General features: G+C 66.7%; 25 protein-coding genes. 18 read left to right on the forward strand and 7 right to left on the reverse strand.

Translation table 11 applies throughout. The features are described 5' to 3' along the window. Nucleotides 1-23 precede the first annotated feature (23 nt). Nucleotides 24-1,544 carry an ATP-binding protein gene (locus ACZY0B_RS12145; RefSeq protein ID WP_463764359.1) on the reverse strand — a complete coding sequence of 507 codons (1,521 nt, stop codon included), beginning with the start codon at nt 1,542-1,544 and terminating at the stop codon, nt 24-26. Between the two features lie 8 nt (nt 1,545-1,552). Beyond that, complete coding sequence (locus ACZY0B_RS12150; protein ID WP_463764360.1) at nt 1,553-3,229, reverse strand: NAD(P)/FAD-dependent oxidoreductase; 1,677 nt, start codon at nt 3,227-3,229, stop codon at nt 1,553-1,555. A 257-nt stretch (nt 3,230-3,486) separates the two neighbouring features. Between ACZY0B_RS12150 and infA the strand changes: the two genes are divergently transcribed. The 8 genes from infA (at nt 3,487) to truA (ending at nt 8,054) form a co-directional block, all read left to right on the forward strand. Next, nucleotides 3,487-3,708 carry a translation initiation factor IF-1 gene (infA, locus tag ACZY0B_RS12155; RefSeq protein WP_046182346.1) on the forward strand — a complete coding sequence of 74 codons (222 nt, stop codon included), beginning with the start codon at nt 3,487-3,489 and terminating at the stop codon, nt 3,706-3,708. A gap of 50 nt (nt 3,709-3,758) precedes the next feature. Beyond that, entirely contained in the window at nt 3,759-3,872 is a 114-nt protein-coding gene (gene rpmJ / locus ACZY0B_RS12160; protein WP_003879483.1) for a 50S ribosomal protein L36, read from the forward strand. A gap of 168 nt (nt 3,873-4,040) precedes the next feature. Then, nucleotides 4,041-4,415, forward strand: a complete 375-nt coding sequence (gene rpsM / locus ACZY0B_RS12165) for a 30S ribosomal protein S13 (RefSeq protein ID WP_463764361.1) — start codon at nt 4,041-4,043, stop codon at nt 4,413-4,415. Nucleotides 4,416-4,422: 7 nt separating this feature from the next. Beyond that, on the forward strand, nt 4,423-4,842 hold the full coding sequence (gene rpsK, locus ACZY0B_RS12170; RefSeq protein ID WP_463764362.1) for a 30S ribosomal protein S11: 420 nt from the start codon (nt 4,423-4,425) through the stop codon (nt 4,840-4,842). Between the two features lie 11 nt (nt 4,843-4,853). Further along, nucleotides 4,854-5,459, forward strand: coding sequence for a 30S ribosomal protein S4 (gene rpsD / locus ACZY0B_RS12175; RefSeq protein WP_463764363.1), 606 nt, complete (start codon nt 4,854-4,856; stop codon nt 5,457-5,459). 78 nt (nt 5,460-5,537) lie between these two features. Then, nucleotides 5,538-6,581 carry a DNA-directed RNA polymerase subunit alpha gene (locus ACZY0B_RS12180; RefSeq protein WP_463764364.1) on the forward strand — a complete coding sequence of 348 codons (1,044 nt, stop codon included), beginning with the start codon at nt 5,538-5,540 and terminating at the stop codon, nt 6,579-6,581. 32 nt (nt 6,582-6,613) lie between these two features. Next, nucleotides 6,614-7,216: a 50S ribosomal protein L17 gene (gene rplQ, locus ACZY0B_RS12185; RefSeq protein WP_463764365.1), complete on the forward strand. Its 603-nt coding sequence runs from the start codon at nt 6,614-6,616 to the stop codon at nt 7,214-7,216. Then, nucleotides 7,191-8,054: a tRNA pseudouridine(38-40) synthase TruA gene (truA, locus tag ACZY0B_RS12190; RefSeq protein WP_463764366.1), complete on the forward strand. Its 864-nt coding sequence runs from the start codon at nt 7,191-7,193 to the stop codon at nt 8,052-8,054. Before rplQ ends, truA begins: the two co-directional genes overlap by 26 nt. A 15-nt stretch (nt 8,055-8,069) precedes the next feature. Here truA and ACZY0B_RS12195 read toward each other — a convergent pair whose 3' ends face one another. The 3 genes from ACZY0B_RS12195 to ACZY0B_RS12205 all read right to left on the reverse strand — a co-directional run bounded on the left by ACZY0B_RS12195 (nt 8,070) and on the right by ACZY0B_RS12205 (nt 10,367). Continuing rightward, nucleotides 8,070-8,714 carry a cutinase family protein gene (locus tag ACZY0B_RS12195; protein WP_463764367.1) on the reverse strand — a complete coding sequence of 215 codons (645 nt, stop codon included), beginning with the start codon at nt 8,712-8,714 and terminating at the stop codon, nt 8,070-8,072. Between the two features lie 84 nt (nt 8,715-8,798). After that, entirely contained in the window at nt 8,799-9,383 is a 585-nt protein-coding gene (locus ACZY0B_RS12200; RefSeq protein WP_463764456.1) for a cutinase family protein, read from the reverse strand. Between the two features lie 108 nt (nt 9,384-9,491). Next, nucleotides 9,492-10,367 carry a cutinase family protein gene (locus ACZY0B_RS12205; protein WP_463764457.1) on the reverse strand — a complete coding sequence of 292 codons (876 nt, stop codon included), beginning with the start codon at nt 10,365-10,367 and terminating at the stop codon, nt 9,492-9,494. A gap of 155 nt (nt 10,368-10,522) precedes the next feature. Between ACZY0B_RS12205 and eccB the strand changes: the two genes are divergently transcribed. Continuing rightward, on the forward strand, nt 10,523-11,917 hold the full coding sequence (eccB, locus tag ACZY0B_RS12210; RefSeq protein WP_463764368.1) for a type VII secretion protein EccB: 1,395 nt from the start codon (nt 10,523-10,525) through the stop codon (nt 11,915-11,917). Here eccB and mycP read toward each other — a convergent pair. Both mycP and eccD read right to left on the reverse strand, forming a co-directional pair. Beyond that, on the reverse strand, nt 11,882-13,198 hold the full coding sequence (mycP, locus tag ACZY0B_RS12215; RefSeq protein WP_463764370.1) for a type VII secretion-associated serine protease mycosin: 1,317 nt from the start codon (nt 13,196-13,198) through the stop codon (nt 11,882-11,884). The genes eccB and mycP overlap by 36 nt on opposite strands. Continuing rightward, entirely contained in the window at nt 13,189-14,568 is a 1,380-nt protein-coding gene (gene eccD / locus ACZY0B_RS12220; RefSeq protein WP_463764371.1) for a type VII secretion integral membrane protein EccD, read from the reverse strand. The genes mycP and eccD overlap by 10 nt, the downstream gene beginning before the upstream one ends. A gap of 125 nt (nt 14,569-14,693) precedes the next feature. Here eccD and eccCa point away from each other — a divergent pair, with 125 nt between their 5' ends. The 9 genes from eccCa (at nt 14,694) to ACZY0B_RS12265 (ending at nt 24,809) form a co-directional block, all read left to right on the forward strand. Then, nucleotides 14,694-18,401: a type VII secretion protein EccCa gene (eccCa, locus tag ACZY0B_RS12225; RefSeq protein ID WP_463764372.1), complete on the forward strand. Its 3,708-nt coding sequence runs from the start codon at nt 14,694-14,696 to the stop codon at nt 18,399-18,401. Then, nucleotides 18,398-19,642, forward strand: coding sequence for a type VII secretion-associated protein (locus ACZY0B_RS12230; RefSeq protein ID WP_463764373.1), 1,245 nt, complete (start codon nt 18,398-18,400; stop codon nt 19,640-19,642). Before eccCa ends, ACZY0B_RS12230 begins: the two co-directional genes overlap by 4 nt. An 84-nt stretch (nt 19,643-19,726) precedes the next feature. Further along, entirely contained in the window at nt 19,727-20,053 is a 327-nt protein-coding gene (locus ACZY0B_RS12235; RefSeq protein WP_463764374.1) for a WXG100 family type VII secretion target, read from the forward strand. 12 nt (nt 20,054-20,065) lie between these two features. Next, nucleotides 20,066-20,362, forward strand: a complete 297-nt coding sequence (locus ACZY0B_RS12240) for a WXG100 family type VII secretion target (protein ID WP_463764375.1) — start codon at nt 20,066-20,068, stop codon at nt 20,360-20,362. A 224-nt stretch (nt 20,363-20,586) separates the two neighbouring features. Further along, complete coding sequence (rplM, locus tag ACZY0B_RS12245; protein WP_463764376.1) at nt 20,587-21,030, forward strand: 50S ribosomal protein L13; 444 nt, start codon at nt 20,587-20,589, stop codon at nt 21,028-21,030. A gap of 38 nt (nt 21,031-21,068) precedes the next feature. Then, nucleotides 21,069-21,566, forward strand: a complete 498-nt coding sequence (gene rpsI, locus ACZY0B_RS12250; RefSeq protein WP_463764458.1) for a 30S ribosomal protein S9 — start codon at nt 21,069-21,071, stop codon at nt 21,564-21,566. A gap of 146 nt (nt 21,567-21,712) precedes the next feature. After that, on the forward strand, nt 21,713-23,050 hold the full coding sequence (gene glmM / locus ACZY0B_RS12255; protein WP_463764377.1) for a phosphoglucosamine mutase: 1,338 nt from the start codon (nt 21,713-21,715) through the stop codon (nt 23,048-23,050). A gap of 47 nt (nt 23,051-23,097) precedes the next feature. Beyond that, nucleotides 23,098-23,415, forward strand: coding sequence for a type VII secretion target (locus ACZY0B_RS12260; protein ID WP_463764378.1), 318 nt, complete (start codon nt 23,098-23,100; stop codon nt 23,413-23,415). 2 nt (nt 23,416-23,417) lie between these two features. Continuing rightward, a complete protein-coding gene (locus ACZY0B_RS12265) occupies nt 23,418-24,809 on the forward strand; it encodes a hypothetical protein (protein ID WP_463764379.1) in 1,392 nt (463 codons plus the stop codon). Nucleotides 24,810-24,812 lie beyond the last annotated feature (3 nt).

Below are 24,812 nucleotides of genomic sequence, written 5' to 3' on the forward strand. Positions count from 1 at the left end.
GGCCGATCGCGACGCTATTCCGCCTATTCCGCGTCGGCTTCTTCGACGTCGTCGTCCGCGGCGACGACATCCGTGACGGGCGGGCGCTCCAGCGGCAGCAACACGACGAACCGAGTATCGCCGGGCACCGATTCCACGCGCAGATCCCCGCGATGTTTCTTGACGACGATGTTGAAGGCGAGATCCAGCCCAAGCCCGGTGCCTTCGCCGAATGGTTTGGTGGTGAAGAACGGCTCGAAGATGTGCTCGCGGATATCCGCGGGGATTCCCGGCCCGGTGTCACAGATCTCGACCCGGGCCATGTTCTCGCCGTAGCGGCAGGTGCGGACGGTCAGCGTGCCACCCGTATCACGCATCGCGGCGATTGCGTTGTCGATGATGTTGGTCCACACCTGGTTGAGATCGCCTGGATAGCAAGGGATTTCGGGAAGCGATTTGTCGAAATCCTTGACCACGTTGATCACCGGGTTCTTACTGGCCTCCTTGCCCGGGTCCTTGGTCAACCGGTCGGCGAACATCACCAGCGTGCTGTACAGCAGGTCGTGCACGTTGGCCACCTGGAACGGGGCCCGATCCATTTGCGAATACTGCTTGGCGTCGGCGACCAGTGCCGAAATCCGTTTGCTGGCTTCCAGAATCTGGTTCATCAGCAGCTCGCTCTCGATGGTGTAGTTGATCCATCGGATCGCCTGCTCGAACGATGTCGACGCGAGCTCTTCGCTGACCGCGGAAATCCGCTCCAGCCAATCGGTGTCGACGCCGCCCTCGACGAACGTCGGGGCGATGTCCCACCCGCCGTCGATGCCGTGGTCCTCCAGCCAGTCGCCGACGGCGTCCTCACGGTCGGAGGTCTCCAGCGCGTTCAAGTGCTGCGACGCGGATTTGGCGACCTGCTCGGCGACCCGCTCCTGCAACCGCACCAGCGCGCTGAGCGCCTCGGGTGTGACGGTGCCGTCGGCGAGCATCGCCAGCTTGTGCCGCATGTTGGCCACCCGCTCGCGCAGATCCGACGCGGCCCGCGAGATCGCCGCGGCCGGGTTGTTGAGCTGATGGGTCAGCCCGGCCGACAGCCGGCCCAGCGCCAGCAGCTTCTCCCGGTTGTCGATGATCCGGCGGGTCCGGTCGGTGCCGACGGCGATGCCGTCGAGCAGGTGCACCGCCATCGGGAACTGGTCGCGCATGAACTGCGCGAAGATGGGCGCGTCCATCACGAAGAACCGCGACGGCTTGGTCACGTGAACGGAGGCGTCGTAGTTCTTCTGCTTCCCACCGGTGAACGCCCGCCAGGCGCCGCAATACACGCCGCGCTGCGAGGTGCGGTTGGTTTCGATGTCCTGCCCGCCGGAGAGCTTGGACATCATCAGCTCGCCCTCGATCAGCACGTAGAAGCACGTCGCCGGTTCGCCTTCGACGCAGATCGGGCCCGGCTGATAGTTCTCGATGTGTCCCTGGCTGCACAACACCGCGAGCTGCTCGTCGGTCAGGGCCTCGAACAGGAAAAGGCTGCGCAGCTCGTCGGGCTCACACGGCATGTTGACGGTCATGGCCCTTCCTAGCTCTCGGCCAAGTAGCGATGGACCAGCATCACGGCCATCGACCCTTCACCTACGGCGGCCGCGACCCGTTTGGCGGACGTGGAGCGCACGTCGCCGGTGGCGAACACGCCCGGCACGCTGGTTTCCAGGTGATGCGGTGGGCGGTCGAGCGTCCAACCGCACACGTTGCGCAGATCCGGGCCGGTGAGGATGAAGCCGTGGTCGTCGCGGGCGAGCACCCCGTCCAGCCAGTCGGTGCGCGGGGCGGCCCCGATGAAGATGAACATCCGGGCGCAGGCGACTTCCTCGGTTTCGTCGGTCCGGTTGTTGACCAGCGTCAGCTTCTCCAGGTGGCCGTCGCCGGTGGCGCGCTGCACCTCGGTGCAGGTCAGAACGTTGATCTTCGGGTTCTGCTCGATCTGCTGGATCAGGTAGTACGACATCGACGCCTCCAGTGACGGGGCGCGCACCACGATGTTGACCGATTTGGCCGTCCGCGACAGATACATGGCGGCCTGGCCCGCGGAGTTGGCCCCGCCGATCACGTAGACCACTTCGCCTTCGCAATCGGAGGCGATCGACACAGCGGCCCCGTAGTAGACGCCGCAGCCGGTCAGTTCTATGCATCCCTCGGCCGTCAGCTGGCGGTAGGAAACCCCGGTGGCCAGGATGACCGCGTGCGCGTCGATGGAGCCGCCGTCGCCGAACCGCACGGTGCGCTTGGGCCCGTTCACCTCGAGGGCGATCGCCTTACGCGCGGTGATGAGCTCGGCGCCGAACTTCTCGGCCTGCCTGCGCGCCCGCTCGGCCAGCTGGCCACCCGAGACGCCGTCCGGAAAGCCCAAATAGTTCTCGATCCGCGAACTCTGTCCGGCCTGGCCGCCGGTGGCGGTGTGTTCGATGAGCACCGTGCGCAGCCCCTCGGACGCGCCGTACACGGCGGCGGCCAGGCCCGCGGGCCCACCGCCGATGACGATCAGGTCGTAGAACTCCTGCGACGGCGTGGTGGTCAAACCCAGCTTGTCGGCCAGCTCGGCGTCGGACGGTTCCACCAGCGGGTCGCCGTGTTCGGTGACCACGACGGGCAGCCGCAGGCTGTCGGCGCCGGCGGCGTTGAGCAGCCGCTCGCCATCGGGTTCGTCGGCCATGAACCAGGAGTAATGCAGCCCGTTGCGGGCCAGGAAGTCGCGAACCTCCCAGGACCGCGCCGACCACCGATGCCCGATCACCTTGGTGTGCGGGATCGGGTGTTCGGGCGCCGCGCGCCAGGCCTCCAGGAGCGCATCGATGACGGGGTAGAGCTTTTCCTCCGGCGGATCCCACGGCTTGAGCAGGTAGTGGTCGAGGTCGACGACGTTGATCGCGTCGATCGCGGCGTGGGTATCGGCGTAGGCGGTCAGCAGGATGCGCCGCGCCGCCGGATACAGGTCCATCGCCTGCTCGAGGAACTCGATGCCCGTCATGTGCGGCATCCGGTAGTCGGCGACGATCGCCGCGACCGTTTCGCCCCGCAGTTTGAGCTGCTTGAGGGTGTCCAGCGCCTCGGCACCCGACTCCGCGCGCACGATGCGGTGGTCCTCGCCGTATTTGCGCCGCAAATCCCGGGCCACAGCGCGGGAGACCGCGGGATCGTCGTCGACGGTCAGTATCACCGGCTTACGCGACTGCGCGGCGCCATCAAGGGGACGTGTCATCGAGCTCAAGTATGCGCTTGTCAGGCGCCGTGTGGCGGGTCGAGGTGGCGCCCGCGAGCGCTGTGATCACGGATTTTGGCCATGCTGTCGGAACGGGTAACATGGACCGACGGTGCGTCATCCGCGCCGGCTTTCTTGTGTGTCCGTTCCCTAGGAATTTCCTGTCACCGGCTCACGTTCCAAAGTCGGTGTGAATGCTGTGCCGTTGTTGGCGCAGATGCAACGAAACTAAACGACGAGGGATTTGACGAGAAGTTATGGCCAAGAAGGAAGGCGCCATCGAGGTCGAGGGCCGGGTGGTCGAGCCCCTGCCCAATGCGATGTTCCGCATTGAGCTGGAGAACGGTCACAAGGTGCTTGCCCACATCAGCGGCAAGATGCGGCAGCACTACATCCGCATCCTGCCCGAGGACCGGGTGGTGGTGGAGTTGTCTCCCTACGACCTGTCCCGGGGCCGCATCGTGTACCGGTACAAGTAAAAAGCTCGAACCGCAAAACCTACGAGTAGACAGACAGGATCGATACGGCCGTGAAGGTGAACCCGAGCGTCAAGCCAATCTGTGACAAGTGCAGGGTGATCCGTCGGCATGGGCGGGTCATGGTGATCTGCTCCGATCCTCGTCACAAGCAGCGCCAGGGCTAATTGCCTCGCAGCACCCACAACTGAATGCAGACCTCCCAGCACCACTGAGCGGCTGGCATCTGAAAGAGATGGGCCAGCTCATCCACGTCCGGTCGGAGGCCGGGCCCCGATCAGATCGGGAACGGACTGGGAACAGACCTCCGCCTAGAAAAAGAGGAAACGCCACCTATGGCTCGACTAGTAGGCGTCGATCTGCCGCGTGACAAGCGGATGGAGATCGCGCTGACGTACATCTTCGGTGTCGGCCGAACCCGTTCCAACGAGATTCTGGAAGCAACGGGGATCGACAGGGACCTACGTACCAGGGACCTGACCGACGACCAGCTGACCCACCTGCGTGACTACATCGAGGCCAACCTCAAGGTGGAGGGTGACCTGCGCCGCGAGGTGCAGGCAGACATCCGCCGCAAGATCGAGATCGGCTGCTACCAGGGTCTGCGGCACCGCCGCGGCCTGCCGGTGCGTGGCCAGCGGACCAAGACCAACGCGCGTACCCGCAAGGGCCCCAAGCGCACCATCGCCGGCAAGAAGAAGGCCAGGTAACCGCCCCATGCCACCAGCCAAGAAGGCAGCAGCCTCGGCCCCTAAGAAGGGGCAGAAGACCCGTCGCCGGGAAAAGAAGAACGTTCCCCACGGTGCTGCACACATCAAGAGCACGTTCAACAACACGATCGTGACGATCACCGACCCGCAGGGCAACGTCATCGCCTGGGCGTCGTCGGGTCACGTCGGGTTCAAGGGCTCGCGGAAGTCGACGCCGTTCGCCGCGCAGCTGGCTGCCGAGAACGCCGCCCGCAAGGCCCAAGAGCACGGAGTGAAGAAGGTCGACGTGTTCGTGAAGGGCCCGGGTTCGGGCCGCGAGACCGCCATCCGTTCGCTGCAGGCCGCCGGCCTGGAGGTCGGCGCGATCTCGGACGTCACCCCGCAGCCGCACAACGGCTGCCGTCCGCCCAAGCGGAGAAGGGTCTAGGGAGGTAGATCATGGCTCGTTACACCGGACCGATGACCCGTAAGTCGCGACGGCTGCGCACCGACCTCGTCGGCGGCGACCAAGCGTTCGAGAAGCGCCCTTACCCGCCCGGCCAGCACGGCCGCGCGCGGATCAAGGAAAGCGAATACCTGCTCCAGCTGCAGGAGAAGCAGAAGGCCCGCTTCACCTACGGCGTGATGGAAAAGCAGTTCCGCCGCTACTACGAAGAGGCCGTGCGCCACACCGGCAAGACAGGTGAGAACCTGCTGCAGATTCTGGAAAGCCGGCTGGACAACGTCGTGTACCGCGCCGGGCTGGCGCGCACCCGCCGGATGGCCCGCCAGCTGGTCAGCCACGGGCACTTCAGCGTCAACGGCGTGCACGTGAACGTCCCCAGCTACCGGGTGTCGCAGTACGACATCATCGACGTGCGGGACGGGTCGCTGAACACGGTGCCGTTCCAGATAGCGCGGGAGACTTCGGGCGACCGTCCGACCCCGAGCTGGCTGCAGGTGGTGGGGGAGCGTCAGCGCATCCTGATCCACCAATTGCCCGAGCGGACACAGATCGACGTGCCGCTCACTGAACAGCTCATCGTCGAGTACTACTCGAAGTAACGGACTTTCCGAGCCGGCCGGTTCGGAAACCCTAACGGCATCAAATAGCGGGTGCCGAGAAGGAGAAGAAGAAACACCATGCTGATTTCTCAGCGACCCACATTGTCCGAGGAAATCCTCACCGACAGCCGGTCCCAGTTCGTCATCGAGCCGCTGGAGCCGGGATTCGGTTACACGCTTGGCAATTCGCTGCGGCGCACGCTGCTGTCGTCGATCCCCGGCGCGGCCGTCACCAGCATTCGCATCGACGGCGTGCTGCACGAATTCACCACCGTGCCCGGCGTCAAAGAGGATGTCACCGACATCATCCTGAACCTCAAGGGTCTGGTCGTGTCCTCCGAGGAGGACGAGCCGGTCACCATGTACCTGCGCAAGCAGGGCCCGGGTGAGGTCACCGCGGGTGACATCGTGCCGCCGGCCGGCGTGACGGTGCACAACCCCGGCATGCACATCGCGACGCTGAACGACAAGGGCAAGCTCGAGGTCGAGCTCGTCGTCGAGCGTGGTCGTGGTTACGTGCCGGCCGTGCAGAACCGTGCCTCGGGTGCCGAAATCGGCCGTATCCCAGTCGATTCCATCTACTCGCCGGTGCTCAAGGTCACCTACAAGGTGGATGCCACCCGTGTCGAGCAGCGCACCGACTTCGACAAGCTGATCCTGGACGTCGAGACCAAGAGTTCGATCGGCCCCCGTGACGCACTGGCGTCGGCGGGTAAGACCCTGGTCGAATTGTTCGGTCTGGCACGCGAACTCAACGTCGAGGCCGAGGGTATCGAGATCGGGCCGTCGCCGGCCGAGGCCGACCACATCGCCTCGTTCGCGCTGCCGATCGACGACCTGGACCTGACCGTGCGGTCCTACAACTGCCTCAAGCGCGAGGGTGTGCACACCGTCGGCGAGCTGGTGAGCCGCACCGAGTCCGACCTGCTCGACATCCGCAACTTCGGCCAGAAGTCCATCGACGAGGTGAAGGTCAAGCTGCACCAGCTGGGCCTGTCGCTCAAGGACAGCCCGCCGAGCTTCGACCCGTCGGAGGTCGCGGGTTACGACGTCGCCACCGGCACCTGGTCCACCGAGGGTGCTTACGACGACCAGGACTACGCCGAAACCGAACAGCTCTAAGGCTTTTGAACCCCTAGACAGGAGCGTCTGCAATGCCCAAGCCCACCAAGGGCCCTCGCCTCGGCGGGTCGTCTTCGCACCAGAAGGCTCTGCTGGCCAACCTGGCCACGTCGCTGTTCGAGCACGGTCGCATCAAGACGACCGAGCCGAAGGCGCGTGCGCTGCGGCCGTACGCGGAGAAGCTGATCACGCACGCGAAAAAGGGCACGCTGCACAACCGTCGAGAGGTTCTGAAGAAGATCCGCGACAAGGATGTCGTGCACACCCTGTTCGCGGAGATCGGGCCGTTCTTTGCCGATCGTGACGGCGGCTACACCCGCATCATCAAGGTCGAGGCGCGCAAGGGCGACAACGCCCCGATGGCCGTGATCGAGCTGGTGCAGGAAAAGACCGTGACGTCGGAGGCCGACCGTGCGCGTCGGGTGAAGTCTTCGAAGAAGGCTCCCGAACAGGCAGAAGCACCTGTCGCGGCGACGGCACCGGCGGACGAGGCTGAGGCCGAAGAGGTCAAGGTCACCGAAGCCGAGTCCGAAGAGACGACCACCGAGGCTGAGTCTGCCACCGAGGCCGAACCGGCCGAGGAGCCCAAGGCGGAGGCCGCCGACGAGGGTGACGACGAGTCCACCGACAAGTAGCGAAGACGTCCGTCTTAGGCTCGACATCGCCTATGACGGAACAGATTTCGCGGGCTGGGCAACTCAAGCCGGGCAGCGCACTGTCGCCGGCGTCATCGGTGACGCGCTGACGACGGTTTTCCGCACGCCGGTACGGCTGTGGGCGGCTGGGCGCACCGACACTGGGGTACATGCCACCGGTCAGGTGGCCCACGTCGATGTGCCCGCCGCCGCGTTGCCGAATGCCTACCCGCGATCGCCGCGCGCCGGTGAGCCCGAGTTTTTGCCGCTGCTGCGCCGCCTCGGCCGCTTTTTGCCCACCGACGTGCGGGCGCTCGGAATTACCCGCGCCCCATCGGGTTTCGATGCGCGGTTCTCGGCGCTGCGGCGTCATTACGAGTACCGGTTGTCGACGGCCGCCTACGGTGTGGCGCCGCAGCAGGCGCGCTACATCACCGCCTGGCCCCGTGACTTGGATGTGGACGCGATGAGTCTCGCGTCACAAGATCTGCTGGGGCTGCACGACTTTGCCGCGTTCTGCCGTCATCGCCCCGGTGCCACCACGATTCGCGACCTGCAGCGCCTGGACTGGACACGCGAGGGTGACTTGATCACCGCGCACGTCAGCGCCGATGCGTTCTGCTGGCAGATGGTGCGCTCACTGGTCGGGGCACTGCTGGCCGTCGGCGAGCATCGGCGCACACCGCAGTGGTGTGGTGAATTGCTCAGTGCCACAGCACGATCCAGCGACTTCGCGGCCGCGCCGGCGCAGGGCCTGACGCTGGTAGGGGTGGATTACCCCCCCGACGGCGAGCTCGCGTCGCGCATCCTGATCACCCGCGATCTGCGCACCCGCTAGGGCCGTTCGGTATCGCTACAGCTTGCCGGCGGCGAAGGCCGCGGCCTGATCGACCAGTCCGGAGTCGATGTAGGACGGCTGCAGATGCGACGCCCATACCGCCTTGCCGGTGCCCGAACAGATCGGGTCGCCGGGGGCGCATTCCTCGATCGTCTTACCGGCGAAGGCGGGGCTGAAGCCGGGCACCGGGCCGAGAACGCGCTGGGTGCCGTTGCCGAACAACGCGACGGCTGCGACGTGCTGATCCATGCCGGGCGGCAGCGGGTTCTTGAACCCGAACGAGGGCTGGGCCACCGCGATCACCAGGTCGGCCGACACGGCCCCGAGCGAGTAGCCGCCGAGCACCTCGCGGGTGTCCGGGCAGTGTTTGGCCATGTACTGGACGTGGGCGCTCATGTCGTTGGAGCCCTTCGCGGGATCGACGTCGGCGGGGTAGTTGACCCCGTAGACGCCGACCGGCATCTGCGTCTTGGAGCGCAGCGAATTGACGAACGCATCGCCGACCAGCCCGGCGCCGGGCGGTTCCTCGCGGCCGCGGGCGAACACCACTTCGGCGCCCGGGCACGGCGGTGCCGCCGATGCGACCGGAGCCAAGGCCGCTGCCGGGCCGATGGTCATGAAAGCTGCGAGCAATGCGTTGCCGAACGGTCTAACCCCCATGAGCCGATGGTACGCATCATCGCCGGGGATTAGTGAACGGCTGTGGCCACTCCGCGACCCCGATGTGACCGGATCTTTGCATCGCTACATCTTGTCGGCAACGAAATGTGCTGCTTGGTTGGTCAATCCGGGCACGTAGTTGAGGTGGGCCTGCCACTGGTCGCCGTCGGAGCAGATCGGGTCGCCACTGTTGCACAGATCGATGATCTTGCCGCCGAAATCCGGGCTCAGGGCGCTCATCAGACCACCGGCCCGGCCCGACGGATTCCCGAACAGGGCGACCGCCGCGACGTGATCGGCGGCCACGGCCGGTAGCGGGTCCTGAAAACCGAGGGCGGGCAGGGGTGCGGCGGTGACGATGTCGACGACGGCGGCGCCCTGGGAGTAGCCGCCGAGCACCAGCTTGGTGTTGGGGCAGTTGTCGGCCATGTGCTGGATGTGGGCGCTGGCATCGTTCGCGCCTTCGGTGGCGGCCAGGAAGTCATCGTTGGCGGGATAGTGGACTCCGTACGCCCCCACATTTAGGCCAGTCTTCTGGCGCAGGGAGTTGATGAAGGCCCCGCCGACCTTCCCGACGCCGGGTGGCTCATCGGTTCCCCGGGCAAACACCACCTCGACGTCCGGGCATGATGCCCAGGCGCGGGGGATCAGCGGGACTGCGAACAGCATTGCGGCCGCAGCGAGGAATGCGGCGGCCGCCAAGCTGGCACATCTGTGCGCCCGGGGTCTTATTGCGGCAAAACTCATGCCGCGATGGTACGGGTTACTGGCAGTGCGTCAGTGAACCGCGGCAACCACGTCGGTGCCCGGCGTGGTGGATCCGGGGAGCGGCGGGGTGGGCGCCTGCGGGGCAGATCCCGGTGTCTGCGGGCCCGCCGTCAGCGGCCCAGGACCGGGCGCCTGCCCGGGGGTCTGCGGGCCGTAACCGGGGGTCTGCGGGCCAGCACCCGGGGCCGACGGCCCGTACCCGGGCACTGACGAACCGGTGCCGGCCATCAGTTTGGACGCGACGAACGCCGCCGCCTGGGTGGTGTAGACGGGGACGTAGCCCTCGGTGTGCCCGCTCCACTCGTTGCCGGGGCCGGCGTGGCAGATCGGGTCGTTGGGGTTGCACAGGTCGATCGCCTTGGAGCCCAGCATTGCGCTCTGGCTGGGCAGGGTGCCGCCGGAGCGGTCGGCCACGTCGCCGAAGGTGGCCACGGCGGCGATGTTGGTGGCGTACTGCGGCGGGAGCGAGCTGCCCCAGCTGATGCCGCCGATCGGAACGCCGGCCACGATGTCCATCACCGACGCGCCTTGGGAGTAGCCGCCCAACACGATCTTGGTGTTCGGGCAGGTTTCCACGCTCTTCTTGACGCGGTCGATGGTGTCATTGGCGCCGTCACCGCCGTGCAGCTGCAGTTTGCTGGCGGCGTAGTTCACGCCGTAGGGCAGGATGTTCAGTCCGCCGGTCTGCTGGCGCAGCGAGTCGACGAAAGCATCCCCGACTCGGCCCAGGCCGGGTGGCTCGTTGGTGCCGCGGGCAAAGATGACCTCGACGTCGGGGCAGTCGAAGGCGTGCGCGACGGGGGCACTCGGCGTGGCGAGCAGGCCCGAGGCCGTGACCAGGGCGGCAGCGCCCAGGCCGACCCAGCGACCGGCTGACCGCACGATGCCCGCCCGAGGGCTACGTATGCGGTGAAAAATCACCCGGCAATTTTACCCACTTTGAGACCTGCCGAAACCTGTCCGCCTGTGGATAACCGGCGGCAAGCGGGCTGGTTCGCGGTTTAACGTGACCAGCGGGTTCGCGGATTTTGGGAGGGTCAGTGCCCCACCAACCAACGACTTGGGTGCACGTCAGCGGCTACCGATTCCTGCTGCGTCGCATCGAGCGCGCATTGCTGAGCGGGGATACCCGTGCGTCCAGTGAGCCGCTTCGGGCGCGGACGGGACCCCTGACGGTTGGCTGCGTGCTGGCGGCGATCGTGGTGGTGGGATGCGCGTTTGTTGGGGCGCTGCGGCCCCAGTTACGGCTGGATCACGCTCAGATCGTCATGGGCAAGGAAACCGGAGCGCTGTACGTGCGAGTCGGCGATACCTGGCACCCGGCGCTGAACCTGGCCTCGGCGCGGTTGATCGCGGCGACTGATGCCAATCCGCAGATCGTGCCCGAGTCAGAATTGGGGCGCACCAAACGCGGTCCGCTGCTGGGCATTCCGGGCGCACCGCAGCTTCTCGGCCCCCTACTGTCCGGCGACGAAGCGGCCTGGACGATCTGCGATACGGCTGGCGGAACGGCCACGACCGTCGTCGTCGGGTCGACCGGGGGGTTGATGGCCCATCGCCTCGCCCGCGATCAGGCACTCCTGGTCACGCCGGGTACCGGTCCGCCGGCCTACTTGCTCTACGACGGGCAGCGCGCCGTGGTCGACCTTGCGGACACCGCCGTAGTGCGTGCACTGCGACTGGAAGGTCACGCGCCGCTCGTCGTCTCGCAGGCATTGCTGAACGCGGTCCCGGAGGCGCCCCCGATCACGGCTCCACGGATTCGCGGCGCGGGCAGCAAGGCGGCTGGAATTCCCGCCTTTCCAGTCGGCAGTGTGCTGCGCATCACGCGCGGAGACGGTGACGAGTATTACGCCGTCTTGAGCACCGGGGTCCAGCGCGTGGGCCAGGTGGCCGCGGATCTTTTGCGTTTCCGCGACTCGCGGGGCGCCGCCGACGTCATCGCCGTGGCACCAGACGTGCTGCGGGGCGCGCCGATCTCGAACACGCTGCCGGTAGACACGTTTCCCGAACGCGCACCCGGGGACGGCAGCTCGAGCGGCACCACTACCACCGTGTGCGCGAGTTCGGGGCCGCCGCCATCCGACCATGCCGGGGTCGCCTTGCTTGCCGGGAGCGGTCTGCCGATGCCGGCCGGTCAGGCGCCGGTGGCCCTATCGCAAGCCGACGGTCGCGGTCCTGCACTCGATGGCTTCTACATACCGCCCGGCCGCAACGCCTACGTGCGGGGAAGTGGCGGAGCCGGGGCACGCTACCTCGTCACCGACACCGGGGTACGGTTCGCGATTCACGACAACGATGCCGCACACGATCTCGGTCTGCGGACGGACGCTGTCCCGGTGCCGTGGCCGATGCTTGCGGTGTTGCCGTCCGGGCCGGAACTCAGCCGGGCGAACGCGTCAGTCGCCCGCGACGTCATCCCTGGACTTCCCTAACCGCCGCCTGGCCGCACCGACGATCAGCGCGCACATCAAAGCGACCACGCACAGGGTTGCGCCGCGCAACGCGGTGTCACGCGCACGAGAATTCGTTGGACTGGATGGCGGTGGCGCGGCGATCGGCACGCGCGCCGGCGGTGGTTTGGCGATGTTGCCGGGCGCGCCCGAGTCGGTGCTCACCGCGGCAAGGGGATCGACAGTGCCGTTGCCGACCAACGGATTCCATCCCGCGGGTGGATGGTGCGCGGTCGACTCGATGCGCTGCATCACCTGCCGGGCCGTCAGCGCCGGGAACCGCCCCCGGATCAGGGCGGCGAGCCCGCTGACGACTGGTGCGGCGTAGCTGGTGCCGGACAACGGTGCAGAACTCAGCGACGTCACCGCCTCGCCGGTCGCCGCGACGTCGACCCAGGGGCCCGCCAGGGTGAAGGCCGACGGCGCCCCGCCTGCGTTCACCGAACCGACCGTCAGCACGTAGTCGTCGTACCAGGCCGGACTGACCGCGACCGAGATGGTCTGCCAGGTCGCATCCGGGCGCTGCGGCGGACACTGCCCGCCGCCACCGGTATTTCCAGCCGCGGCAACGACAACGGCATTCTTGACGTCGACCGCGTAGGCCAGCGCGGCGCCTAGTTCCCGGTCATCGAGAGCCGAGGCAACTGGAACGCACGCCACCGACGAAATATTGATGACCGACGCGCCTAGGTCCGCGGCGGTCCGGACCGCTCTCGCCATCGTGTCCACATCACCGATCCCCGGGCTCGCCGGGGCGCTTGCGGGTGCGAATTTCCCGCTGGACTGACGGATGCTGATCAACGTGACGTCGGGCGCCACACCACTGAAAGTGTCGCTTTTGGAATCGGCTGCGGCGGCGATGATTCCGGCGACCAGAGTTCCGTGCGCGTCGCAATCCTGGGTGCCGTCACCGGTGAACACATAGTCGCCTCCCGGTACCACATCCGGCAGCCGTCGGTGTCGCGAAATACCGGTATCGATGACCGCGACCCGTTGGCCCGCGCCGCGGGTGAGCTGCCAGATACGGGGAAGATCGAGGTCCGCGAGCTGATTGCGGCCAGGCCCCGGGCCTCCTGCCACCATGGTGCAGACCTCGCGTTGCACGGTCGGTCGCGGCGGTGCCGGCAACGCGGGCTTGGGCAGCAACCTGTCGTCGATCTCCGGCGGCGAAACCGCCTGTGCCGATGGTGTTCCGAATTGCGACAGCACGGTCAGCACCGATACCGCCATCAACCGCACGGCGCGTGAAGTGCTCAACTCCATATCGGATGCACACCTCGAGCGGCGCCGTAAAGGCCGCATATCCAACAGGTCAATGGCACCATCGCGATCAGGACCAAACATTCCAACAGCTCGACAGTCTTTCGCGCGATGGGTGAGAAAGATATCCCGGGAGCGACGAACCCCAGGTAGACGGTGGCGGCGACCGCCAACGTGGTCCCTGCGGCGATCCACGGGCCGTGCTCTGGGGCTCTGATCGCGTTGAGGCCGAACGTTGTTCCGATAGCCACCACCGCGCCGATGACACACACCAAGTTCCGATTCGTATCGGCCGAATTGGCGCGTAGCAACAGTAGCGCGCCGGTCGCCGCCGCGAAGGCAGTGCAACCAGATCGCGGTGTGCCCGCCAATACGGTGACGATCGCGCCGATGGCTGCCAAGGACGAGAATGCGGCCAGCAGAGTGGACAGCCAGGCATCAGCGCGGAGCGCCTTGGCGCCCAAATCGCAGCCAGCGGTGGCGGAGCCGGCTTGCTTCGGTGACAATCCGGCCAGGACGACAGCAGCGTGTGCCGTTACGCCAAGCAGGCCCAGCGATACCAACGCCGATACCGCGCCGACCACGTACAACGGGGCGCCGGTGGCCACACCCCCGAACGCCGCGACAGCAACAAGTGTCGCGAAACACGACACTGCGGTCAATGTGATTTCCCCACAGTCTGATACGCGCATCGCCAGCACCGCCGCGACCGCCGCTGCTGCAGCGGCCAGCAGCACGTTAGGCAGACCCGGGGCGCCAGGCACCGCCAGAAAGCCCGCTGTCGCGGCGAATGCCGTGGCAATCAGGCTCAGCGTGAGCCCGGCCATCGCGTCACGATAGGCGCGCCGCGCCAGCGTCGCCGTCATCGCGGCGACGAACGCGACAAGTGCCGCGATTCCCGCGGTCTCGCCAAAGTAGCCTTCCGCGTTGGCCGTGAAAGTGTTTCGGATAAGTGCCAGGTCCCCAATGCCGGTAAGGCTGCCGGCCGCCAGCGCGGCACTGAGCCGCGTAACCCGGCGAATCCGGGACGGACTCGAGGTCCGGCCGTTTAGCGTCTCCGACACCGCCTCCGCTACGTCGTCGTGGCGAAAGGCGGGCAGCGGGGTTGCGGACCTGCTCACGACGAGGAGATCGCCGTCACAGACGCCGTTTTGCGCCAACGTCATTGAGGAATCCAAAGTGGCCGTGCCGGGGATTGTCAGCTGGTACCGCGCCCCGACCAGATCGCTGACCCCGTGGGCTTTGAGGATGTCGATGATCGGCGGGAGTAGGGCGGCAACAGGCATCCCGGACGGTAGCGCCACGTCGACGACGGCAGTGCCGGCATGCACGGATACGCGGCATAGCCCCGGATCGGATACAGACAACGTCACCCTCTTCAGATTCGGATGATCCAGACGCTAACGCGATTCCGATCCATCGGTATTCGCTTGTCCACAGGTGAGTTGCGGACGTTTACGCCGCTGCTTACCGTCGTCGCACGCTGAGAGGGGCCGGGATGACTCAGGGGTTCGTGCCTGCCGTGCGGCAGCTGCCACCGCAAGCCGCGACCGAAGACATCGTCGTTGCCGCACCGCCTGAGCTCCCGCGCCCCGACTCTCCAAACCTGTTGGTGCGCATGCTTCCAGTCGGCATGTCCTTCGCGACTTTGGGCGTCATGGCAGTGACCTTGCTTTCAGGTTCGGCCGTGACCCGCAACCCCGCATTTGTGGCGTTCCCGATGATGATGCTGGGTTCGATGGTGCTGACTGCGGTCACCCGACGTGGCCACCGGCGGGGAGGCGAGATCAACGCTGACCGAGCCGACTACCTGGGCTACCTTGGTCGCCTTCGTGCGGCAGTGACCGAAACCGCTGCGGCGCAGCGCGCATCACTTAACTGGGCTCACCCTGATCCGGCCGCACTGTGGACATTGATCGGCGTCCCGCGAATGTGGGAGCGGCGAGCATCCGACCCCGACTTCTGTCGGGTTCGTATCGGGATCGGTGATCAGGCGCTTTCGACCCGCCTGGTGGCACCCGAAATCGACGCCGACGAGCGCTCCGATCCAGTCACCGTCGCGGCCGCGGGTCGGTTCATCCACACACACGCCACGATCGCGGACGTGCCAATCGCAGTTGATTTGGGTGCAGGGTCATCCGTGACCATCGATGGCGATGCCGCCGAGGTACGCGGACTGCTACGCGCGATGATCTGCCAGCTGGCCGTGCTACACCCTCCGGATCAGGTGCTGATCGTCGGTGTGGTCGGGAGCCAGTATCGAGCCCACTGGGATTGGTTGAAGTGGTTGCCGCACAATCAACATCCGGTGGCCAGCGATTCGGTGGGGCCCGCCCGCATGGTGTACCGCAGCGCGGGTGAGGCGCAGACCGCGCTAGCCGGTACCGGACTGCCGGCGCGTGTCGTGGTGATTTGCGACCTACCGCGCCGCGGCGACGCCGATGGCGCCAGCGTGGTCACGGGTGCGACGATGCTCGAGACCGGCGCTTGTCGCCGCGGCTCGCCGTTGACGATCACGCACGGCGACGAGGTTCACGCGTTGACGTACCCCGACCGGATGGATCTGCTCGACGCGGAGATATGCGCGCGCCGGCTTGCCGGATACCGGGTAGGCGCCGCGTCTGAACGGGCCGGCGGCAAGGACTGGCCGGGCCTTGTCGGGCTTGACGACGTTGCCCATGTTGACCCGATCACGCTGTGGCGCAGCCAAGACCCCCGCGATCGCCTTTGCGCTCCGATCGGAAACACGGTCGACGGAGTGCCTCTCGAGCTGGACATCAAGGAGGCCGCCGAAAATGGCATGGGGCCACATGGGCTCTGCGTGGGCGCAACCGGGTCGGGCAAGTCGGAGCTGCTGCGCACCGTCGCACTCGGGATGATGGTGCGAAACTCCCCGGAAGTACTGAACCTGCTCCTTATTGACTTTAAAGGCGGGGCAACGTTTCTCGACTTGACGCAGGCGCCGCACGTTTCCGCGGTCATCACCAACCTCTCGGAGGAGGCGCCCCTGGTTGCGCGGATGCGAGACGCACTGGCCGGTGAGATGAACCGTCGGCAACAGTTGTTGCGGATGGCGCGCTGCGTCAGCATGACGGCATACGAGCACGCACGTAGATCCGGAATGCGGATGCCCGCCTTGCCCGCGTTGTTCATCATCGTCGACGAGTTCTCCGAACTGCTCAGCCAGCATCCCGATTTCGCCGACATGTTCGTCGCGATCGGTCGACTGGGCCGGTCACTGGGCATGCATTTATTGCTCGCTAGCCAGCGGCTCGACGAGGGCCGGCTGCGCGGGTTGGAAGCCCACCTGTCTTATCGGGTGTGCTTGAAGACTTTGTCCGCGAGCGAATCACGAATCGTCTTGGGAACACCCGATGCCTACGAGCTGCCGAACATGCCCGGCGCGGGCTTTCTGCGTTCCGGCAGCGGCGAGCTGATCCGCTTCCAAACCGCGTTCGTGTCGGGACCGCTGCAGGCAGGACGGCTGGCTCGTGGCGACCTACCCGCACACCAGGAGACGCCGGCATCGGTGCGAACGTTCACCACCCAGGCCGTCGGACCGATCGCGCGCGTCGTCGAGCCGGATGGATCGCCCGCACCCACGATTCTGCGGACCGTCCTGGACCGCCTGTCCGGACACGGGCCGCGCGCGCACCGCGTCTGGCTACCCCCGCTGGACGTGGCGCCGCCGCTGGAGAGTCTGTTACGCGACACCGCATCGGCCCGTCTGGCTGTACCCATCGGCATTGTCGACCGCCCCTTCGAGCAGTGCCGCACAGAGCTGATGGTCGACTTGTCAGGTGCTGCAGGCAATGTCGCGATCGTGGGTGCACCTCAAACGGGCAAGTCGACAGCACTGCGGACGTTGATCACCGCGTTGGCCGCCGCTCACGATCCGGGTCAGGTGCAGTTTTACTGCCTGGACTTCGGCGGTGGAGCGATGGCGTCGCTGCGTGCATTGCCGCACGTGGGTGCGGTCGCCAGCAGAGCCGAGCCGCGGCTTGTCGGCCGCGTGATCGCCGAGATTGAGTCCCTCGTGCGCTCCCGGGAGCCTGACTATTGCGGGCAGCGCATCGACGGCGAAGATCCGTTCGGTGAGGTTTTTCTTGTCATCGACGGTTGGGCGAGCCTGCGCCATGAGTTCCAGGAGGTTGAGGAATCGATCGCTGCCATTGCGGCCCAGGGGCTTTCGTTCGGAGTGCACGTGGTGCTTTCAGCGTCGCGGTGGGCAGACATCAGGCCGTCGCTGAAGGATCAGCTCGGCACCCGCATCGAGTTGCGGCTGGGCGATCCAGCCGATTCCGAGCTTGACCGCAAACGAGCACGCGAGGTGCCCCTCGACCGACCCGGCCGCGGTCTGTCCCGGGACGGACTGCAGATGGTCATTTCCCCGCCTATCGACGTGGACGCGCTGCGATGTCGTCATGGTGAGTTGGCCGCCCCGCCAATACCGCTGCTGCCCAAGCACATCGACCACCATGTCGTCGTCGACCAGGCGGGCGACGAAGGCGGGAAGCAAACCCTCCTCGGTCTTGAAGAGCGGCGATTGCGCTCGGTCGCAGTGGATTTCGAACGGAATTCGCATCTATTGGTTCTCGGCGACAACGAGTGCGGGAAGACCACCACGTTGCGCACCTTGTGCCGCGAAATTGTTCGGACCAAGACGGCTGCGCAGGCACAAATACTGATCGTCGACTTTCGGCGCACGCTGCTCGGTGTCGTGGAGTCAGAACATCTCGGCGGCTATGCCATGTCGCCGACTGCGCTCAGGTCGCTGATGCCGGATCTACTCGACGTGCTGCGGCGCCGGATGCCCCCGCCAGACGTGACTCAGGCGCAGCTGCGGGCCAGATCCTGGTGGTCGGGCCCAGACGTTTACGTCGTGGTCGACGACTACGACCTGGTCGCTACGCCGGCGGGAAACCCGCTGCTATCCGTGCTCGAATACTTGCCGCATGCACGCGATCTGGGATTGCACATGGTCGTGGCGCGGCGCAGCGGAGGCGCAGCGCGCGGCGTCTTCGAGCCGGTGCTGGCGGGCCTGCGCGAGATCGGCTGCCTGGGACTGATGATGAGTGCGCGTCCGGAGGACGGTTCCCTGTTGGCTTCGGGACGTCCGGCACGGTTGCCTGCGGGACGTGGCGTTTTGATCAGTCAGGCCGGCGACGAACAGGTAATCCAGGTGGGTTGGAGTCCGGCGCCGTGAGCACGCACCCCACCATCATCGCGACCGGTCCGGGGACGATCCGCCGCTTATGTTGTGGTACAGGAAGAGTCGACGACGAAACGTCCGAAATTTTTCACGCGGCGCTCGATGCGATTGACGATCAGGTGGCGTTGGTGGATGGGCGGCCGGTAGCCGTCGATTCGTTGTGGCGCAGCGTGCTGCGGCCATTGGTCTGCGAGAACCTACACGCGCAGAAAGTAATTCAGGTGGTGCATCCGTCGTGGTGGCCGTCGTCGCGGACCGATGTCGTGACTGCGGCTGCAGCGACCCTGTCTGGAGATGTGCAGCAACGCCCGCGGTCGTGGTTGCTCAGGCAGGCATCGAATGCACAGCCGGAAGCGCCGGTGGTGGAGATCGCTGAGCGGTTGGTGGCGATCTCGGCTGGGGAAGTCGTTGCCGTACCGCGCCGGGGAGACCCGGACGCCGTTGCCGAGGAGATTGCGCGTCTTCTCACCGAAATAGATTTCGGCACAGCGGCTTCCGTGTTGATCGATGCCCCTGGCACGGTCGACGGGGCGCAACCGCTTGCGGCGTTGATCGCCGAAAAAGTGCGGCGAACTGGTCTCAGAGCAGTGGAGATCGACGACGCGCGGCTGTCGCGGCTGACGGCCTCGGCGATTGCCAAGGCCCAGGATGAGTCGCCCCGTCCGCCGTCGGTTGTCGATGCCCGTCATGTGCGATCGCGCGTCGGGATACGTGGTGGATTGGCAGCCGCTGCCGTCGTGCTGGCCGCAACGGTTCCGGCGATGACCGCGGTCGGGCATCGCGCCGTGTCGTCCATCGATGCGGCGCCAACGACATTTCTGGTGGAAGGACGAGTTGCGCTGACCGTGCCGGCGACCTGGCGGACAGCGCGCGTGGTCGCGGGGCCGGGTTCGGCTCGGGTGCAGGTGACTTCGCCATCAGATCCTGAAGTGGCGCTGCACATCACACAGTCGCCTATTCCCGATGAAACGCTCAGTGCCACTGCCGACCGGTTGAAACGTGCGATCGACACCGAGCCCCCCGGTGTGTTTGTCGACTTCAACCCATCCGGAGTCACCGCCGGTCGGCCCGCGGTGAGCTATCGCGAAGTCCGCGCAAGTCATCACGTGCGATGGACGGTGTTGGTTGATGGATCGGTTCGGATCAGCGTCGGATGCCAGAGCAGGCCTGGCGGTGAGGAAGCCGTCCGCATCCCGTGCGAGCAGGCGGTGCGTTCCGCCCACGCGATCGGATGAGTCTCGGGGACGAGTCGAGAAAATCGGCTGGAACCGAATGGAGCCCTGGGCGGTCGTACTTGGTATCAGAAGGGAAGGAGAAGGGTGACTACACCGCCAGGTGCGAACACGCTGAGCACCGACTTTGATCTGATGCGCTCGGTCGCCGGCACGACGGACGCTCGCAACGAAGAGATCCGGGCGATGCTGCAGGCGTTCATCGGCCGGATGAGCAGTGTGCCGCCGTCGGTGTGGGGCGGGCTTGCGGCTGCACGGTTCAAGGAAGTGGTGGACCGCTGGAATGCCGAGTCGTTGCGGCTTTACCACGTTTTGCACACGATCGCCGACACCATTCGGCACAACGAGCTCACGCTCCAGGACGCCGGCCAGAACCATGCACACCACATCGGCGCTGCCGGCGGAAATTTGTGAGAGGGCGTTCCTGTGGACCCAGTGCTGTCCTATAACTTCGGCGAAATCGAATACTCGGTGCGCCAGGAGATCCACACCACGTCGGCTCGCCTCAATGCCGCGCTTGACGAGCTCAGGTCTCAAATCGCCCCGTTGCAGCAGCTCTGGACCCGTGAAGCGGCGGCCGCGTACCAGGCCGAGCAGCTCAAGTGGCACCAGGCGGCCACTGCGTTGAACGAGATCCTGGTGGACCTGGGAAACGCCGTCCGCGACGGCGCGGACGAGGTAGCGAACGCCGATCGCCGGGCGGCCGGCGTCTGGGCAAGGTAGCCGCAATCATTGAGCCCCTGTGTGGTCCCGGCGGAAGGAGAGCCGTCGGGACCACACAGTCATTTTGACCTGCGGGGATGTGGGTCGGTATGCTGCTCCGTTGGCGTGCGGTACGCCGGGGACTCGGGTCGATGTCGGTCGCCGAGACCAAACCCCAACCGTGGACGCCTGACCGGCACCCGGCTCGAACCGGGATCCACCCGAGAGAGAAGAAGGTAAGCGCTGTGCCCACCTACGCGCCAAAGGCGGGTGACACCACGAGGTCGTGGCACGTCATCGACGCCACGGACGTAGTGCTTGGACGCCTTGCCGTCGCGGCAGCCACCCTGTTGCGCGGTAAGCACAAGCCGACGTTCGCGCCCAATGTTGATGGCGGCGATTTCGTCATCATCATCAACGCCGACAAGGTCGCCCTCAGCGGCGACAAACTGCAGAACAAGCTGGCCTACCGCCACTCGGGGTATCCCGGCGGTCTGCGCAGCCGCAGCATCGGCGAGCTGCTGGAAAAGCACCCCACCCGCGTCGTCGAGAACGCGATCGTCGGCATGCTTCCGCACAACAAGCTCAGCCGTCAGATCCAGCGCAAACTCCACGTCTACGCCGGCCCGCAGCACCCCCACGCCGCGCAGCAGCCGGTTCCGTTCGAGATCAAGCAGGTGGCCCAGTGACCGAAACCAACGACGAAACGACCGAGGTGGTCGTCGAGGTGACCACCGAGGAGACCCCGGCCGAGACCCCGGCCGAGACCACTGCGGAGACTCCTGCCGAGACCACTGGGGAGACTCCTGCGGCCCAGCCCAGCGCGCCGATCGTGCTCGACCGGCCCATCCAGACCGTCGGCCGCCGCAAGGAGGCCGTGGTGCGGGTGCGCATGGTGCCCGGCACCGGCAAGTTCGACCTCAACGGCCGCAGCCTGGAGGCCTACTTCCCCAACAAGGTGCACCAGCAGCTGATCAAGGCCCCGCTGGTCACCGTCGATCGGGCGGAGACCTTCGACATCTACGCGCTGCTGCACGGTGGTGGCCCGTCGGGGCAGGCCGGTGCGCTGCGTCTGGGCATCGCCCGGGCGCTGATTCTGGTCCAGCCCGAGGACCGGCCCCCGCTGAAGAAGGCCGGATTCCTCACCCGTGACCCGCGTGCCACCGAGCGCAAGAAGTACGGCCTGAAGAAGGCCCGTAAGGCCCCTCAGTACAGCAAGCGCTGATCAGGGATCACTTTCTGGCCGCGACTGCGCATCTTTGCGCGTCTTTGTCCGCCGTCTTCGGCGTGTCGTCGCATAAACGTGCGCGGTTGCGGTCACAAAAGTAAGTGCACTTTGTGCGCGTGACGTCACTGTGAGAGGTTTGTGCGATGGGTCGACTATTCGGCACCGACGGTGTTCGCGGGGTCGCCAATCGCGAGTTGACCGCTGAGCTGGCACTATCGCTGGGTACCGCAGCGGCGCGGCGCCTGGCGGGCCCGGGAAAACCGGGCCGGCACGTCGCCGTGATTGGCCGCGATCCGCGGGCCAGCGGCGAGATGCTGGAAGCCGCGGTGATCGCCGGTCTGACCAGCCAGGGTGTTGACGCGTTGCGGGTCGGGATCCTGCCCACCCCCGCGGTGGCTTACCTGACCGGCGCTTATGACGCCGACTTCGGCGTGATGATCTCCGCGTCGCACAACCCGATGCCCGATAACGGCATCAAGATCTTCGGACCCGGCGGCCGCAAGCTGGACGACGACACCGAGGACCAGATCGAAGAACTGGTCGCAGCCGGCCCGGGCATGCGCCCCGTTGGCGCCGCGCTCGGTCGTGTCATTGACGCCGAGGACGCCGCCGATCGCTACCTGCGCCACGTCGGCAAGGCCAGCACGCAGCCGCTCGACGGCCTGACCGTGGTCGTCGACTGCGCACATGGCGCCGCATCCTCGATTGCGCCGCGCGCCTACCGCGCCGCCGGTGCCCGGGTCATCGCGATCAACGCCGAGCCCAACGGCCTCAACATCAACGACGGCTGCGGATCGACGCACCTGGATTCGCTGCGCTCCGCGGTGCTCGCGAACGGCGCCGACGTGGGCCTCGCGCACGACGGCGACGCCGACCGGTGCCTGGCCATCGACGCCAACGGCGAGCTCGTCGACGGCGATGCCATCATGGTCGTGCTCGCGCTGGCGATGCAGGAAGCCGGCGAACTGGCTTCCAACACGTTGGTCACCACCGTGATGAGCAATCTCGGGCTGCACCAGGCCATGCGCTCGGCGGGGGTCACGGTCCGCACGACCGGGGTCGGCGACCGTTACGTCTTAGAGGAGCTGCGCTCCGGCGAGTACAGTCTGGGCGGCGAGCAATCCGGCCACATCGTGATGCCCGCGCACGGCTCCACCGGCGACGGCATCGTCACCGGGCTGTGCTTGATGACGCGCATGGTGCAGACCGGCTCCTCGCTGGCCGGCCTGGCCGCGCCGATGCAGTCGTTCCCGCAGGTGCTGATCAACGTCGCGGTCGCCGACAAGACCACCGCGGCAGCCGCGCCGTCGGTGCGCAGCGCGGTCGACGAGGCCGAGGCCGAACTCGGGGACACCGGTCGAATCCTGTTGCGCCCCTCGGGAACTGAGCCGATGATCCGGGTCATGGTGGAAGCTTCCGAAGAAGACATTGCTCAGCGGGTGGCCACCCGCGTGGCCGAAGCGGTCAGTGCTGCGCGTTAATCCGATTGCGCGGGAACCCCAACGGGGTGTCCGGCGTCGGATTAGGCATGGGAATAGGACACGCTACTTTTGACCGCGCCGGGATCGACGTCGCGGCGGTGCACCGGGTCGCCGACCAACTGCGGGCTGCCGCCGAACTCGTCGACCGCGCTGTCTGTGATCATCTGGCGGCGTTGGCTTTTAGCGGCGCGACGGCTGGGCGGGCCTACACCGCGCGCGGTGATGCATTGCGGGCCGAGCTGGAGCGATTGACGGCACAGCTGTCGCAGTGGTCGCGCGCCTCGGTCGCGATCGCCGTTGCGCTGCGGTCCGGCGCCGAACGTTATGCCGACGCCGAACTGTACGCCGCGGCGCGAATCGCCTGACCGTGGCCGACCGGTTGGACGTCGCCGAGCGCCTCGCCGAGGGCAGGGTCGCCGTCGAGCACACCCAGGCCTACGTACGGGCCTGCCAGGCAATGGGATACGAGCATCCGGACCTTACGTCGCACCCGTCCCAGATCCGCGACTGGTTCGACAGTGAAGACGGCCTGGACCTTCATGTCCTCGACCGCGACTGTGCGCAGCTACGGGCGGCCGGCGCCGCGGCCGCCGAAGGCTTGCGGATTCAGCATGCCCAGGTTGCCGATCTGACCGCGGCGTGGACGGGCGTCGGCAGCGACGCCGCGGTTGCGTTCTTGCAACGCCATTGCGATGCCGCCAACCTGGTCGCCACCGAAGCGCGCGCGGCCGCGCAGCGATGCGAATCGCTACGCGACAACCTGTGGTATCTGCTCGACTCCAAGGTGGGCACTGCCATCGCCATCGACGATCGCAGCCAGGAGCAGCGGTCGGCGTGGTTGGCCGCCGCCGCGGTGGTGACGGCCAGCGCGGGAGAGCGCTCGACGGCTCAACAGGCCGTCGAGCAGCAGATAAAACCGTACGTGGACAACGACATTCGCAACGACTGGTTGACCGCCATGCGTTCCTCGCTCGCGGCGTTCGGAACTGCCTACGACATGGTGAATGAGCGAATGGCTGCCGCTGCCGCGGCGTACTTCGAGATGCCGGGCGACCTCGGGCCGGGTTGGCAACCTTCCCCACCTCAGCCGGCCCCGCCCCCGCCCCCGCCCCCGCCGGTGGCTTGGTCACCGCCGAGTGGACCTGCGGTGACAGCGCCTGCCGCTGTGCTTCCCGGCGTCCCGGCCGATCCGGCGCCCGCGCCGCCGGCTTCCCTCCCGGCTGCGACGTCGACGCCCCCTGCGTCACCGCTATCGGACTTGGCAGACGCTTCGGGCCTGCCGGCGGGAGCCAGCGGCCTCGGCGGGCTTGGCGATCTGGGTGGGGGAGCCGGCGGGCTGGGCGGACTCGGCGGGCTGGCCAGCCAGATTGTCGATGCGATGAGTGGTCTGCTGGGTTCGGTGACGGACGGGCTTGGCGATTCGGCCGGGCTTGACGATCCGGCGGGCAAGGACCCGCTCGACGAGGACACCTCCGCGCAGGATCCGTTCCACCCCGACGACAAGCATGACGACCCGAACAAACAGCGTGACGACGCCGACGCTGAAAAGGCTGATGAGCCAAAGGAAGCCGACGAGGCTCAACCAGTCAGTGGTGCTCCGCCTGCTGACACGCCGCCGCTACCGGTCGACGAGGCGCCGCCCGCGCAGGCGGCTGGCCCGGCGGTCACGCCTGCTCCCGCGGCCGCGCCGGCGCCCCCCACCGAGGGGTCAACGCCGTGTGAGATTGCTGCAGACCAGGTTCCGCAGGCGGGACAGTGACGC

It is taken from the genome of Mycobacterium sp. IDUB_19, from assembly GCF_055419445.1.

Excerpts from the sequence above, each read along its gene's own strand:
- ACZY0B_RS12145 (WP_463764359.1), bottom strand. The coding sequence starts at position 1,544 with ATGACCGTCAACATGCCGTGTGAGCCCGACGAGCTGCGCAGCCTTTTC.
- ACZY0B_RS12150 (WP_463764360.1), bottom strand. The coding sequence starts at position 3,229 with ATGACACGTCCCCTTGATGGCGCCGCGCAGTCGCGTAAGCCGGTGATA.
- infA (WP_046182346.1), top strand. The coding sequence starts at position 3,487 with ATGGCCAAGAAGGAAGGCGCCATCGAGGTCGAGGGCCGGGTGGTCGAG.
- rpsM (WP_463764361.1), top strand. The coding sequence starts at position 4,041 with ATGGCTCGACTAGTAGGCGTCGATCTGCCGCGTGACAAGCGGATGGAG.
- rpsK (WP_463764362.1), top strand. The coding sequence starts at position 4,423 with ATGCCACCAGCCAAGAAGGCAGCAGCCTCGGCCCCTAAGAAGGGGCAG.
- rpsD (WP_463764363.1), top strand. The coding sequence starts at position 4,854 with ATGGCTCGTTACACCGGACCGATGACCCGTAAGTCGCGACGGCTGCGC.
- ACZY0B_RS12180 (WP_463764364.1), top strand. The coding sequence starts at position 5,538 with ATGCTGATTTCTCAGCGACCCACATTGTCCGAGGAAATCCTCACCGAC.
- rplQ (WP_463764365.1), top strand. The coding sequence starts at position 6,614 with ATGCCCAAGCCCACCAAGGGCCCTCGCCTCGGCGGGTCGTCTTCGCAC.
- ACZY0B_RS12195 (WP_463764367.1), bottom strand. The coding sequence starts at position 8,714 with ATGGGGGTTAGACCGTTCGGCAACGCATTGCTCGCAGCTTTCATGACC.
- ACZY0B_RS12200 (WP_463764456.1), bottom strand. The coding sequence starts at position 9,383 with ATGCTGTTCGCAGTCCCGCTGATCCCCCGCGCCTGGGCATCATGCCCG.
- mycP (WP_463764370.1), bottom strand. The coding sequence starts at position 13,198 with ATGGAGTTGAGCACTTCACGCGCCGTGCGGTTGATGGCGGTATCGGTG.
- eccCa (WP_463764372.1), top strand. The coding sequence starts at position 14,694 with ATGACTCAGGGGTTCGTGCCTGCCGTGCGGCAGCTGCCACCGCAAGCC.
- glmM (WP_463764377.1), top strand. The coding sequence starts at position 21,713 with ATGGGTCGACTATTCGGCACCGACGGTGTTCGCGGGGTCGCCAATCGC.
- ACZY0B_RS12260 (WP_463764378.1), top strand. The coding sequence starts at position 23,098 with ATGGGAATAGGACACGCTACTTTTGACCGCGCCGGGATCGACGTCGCG.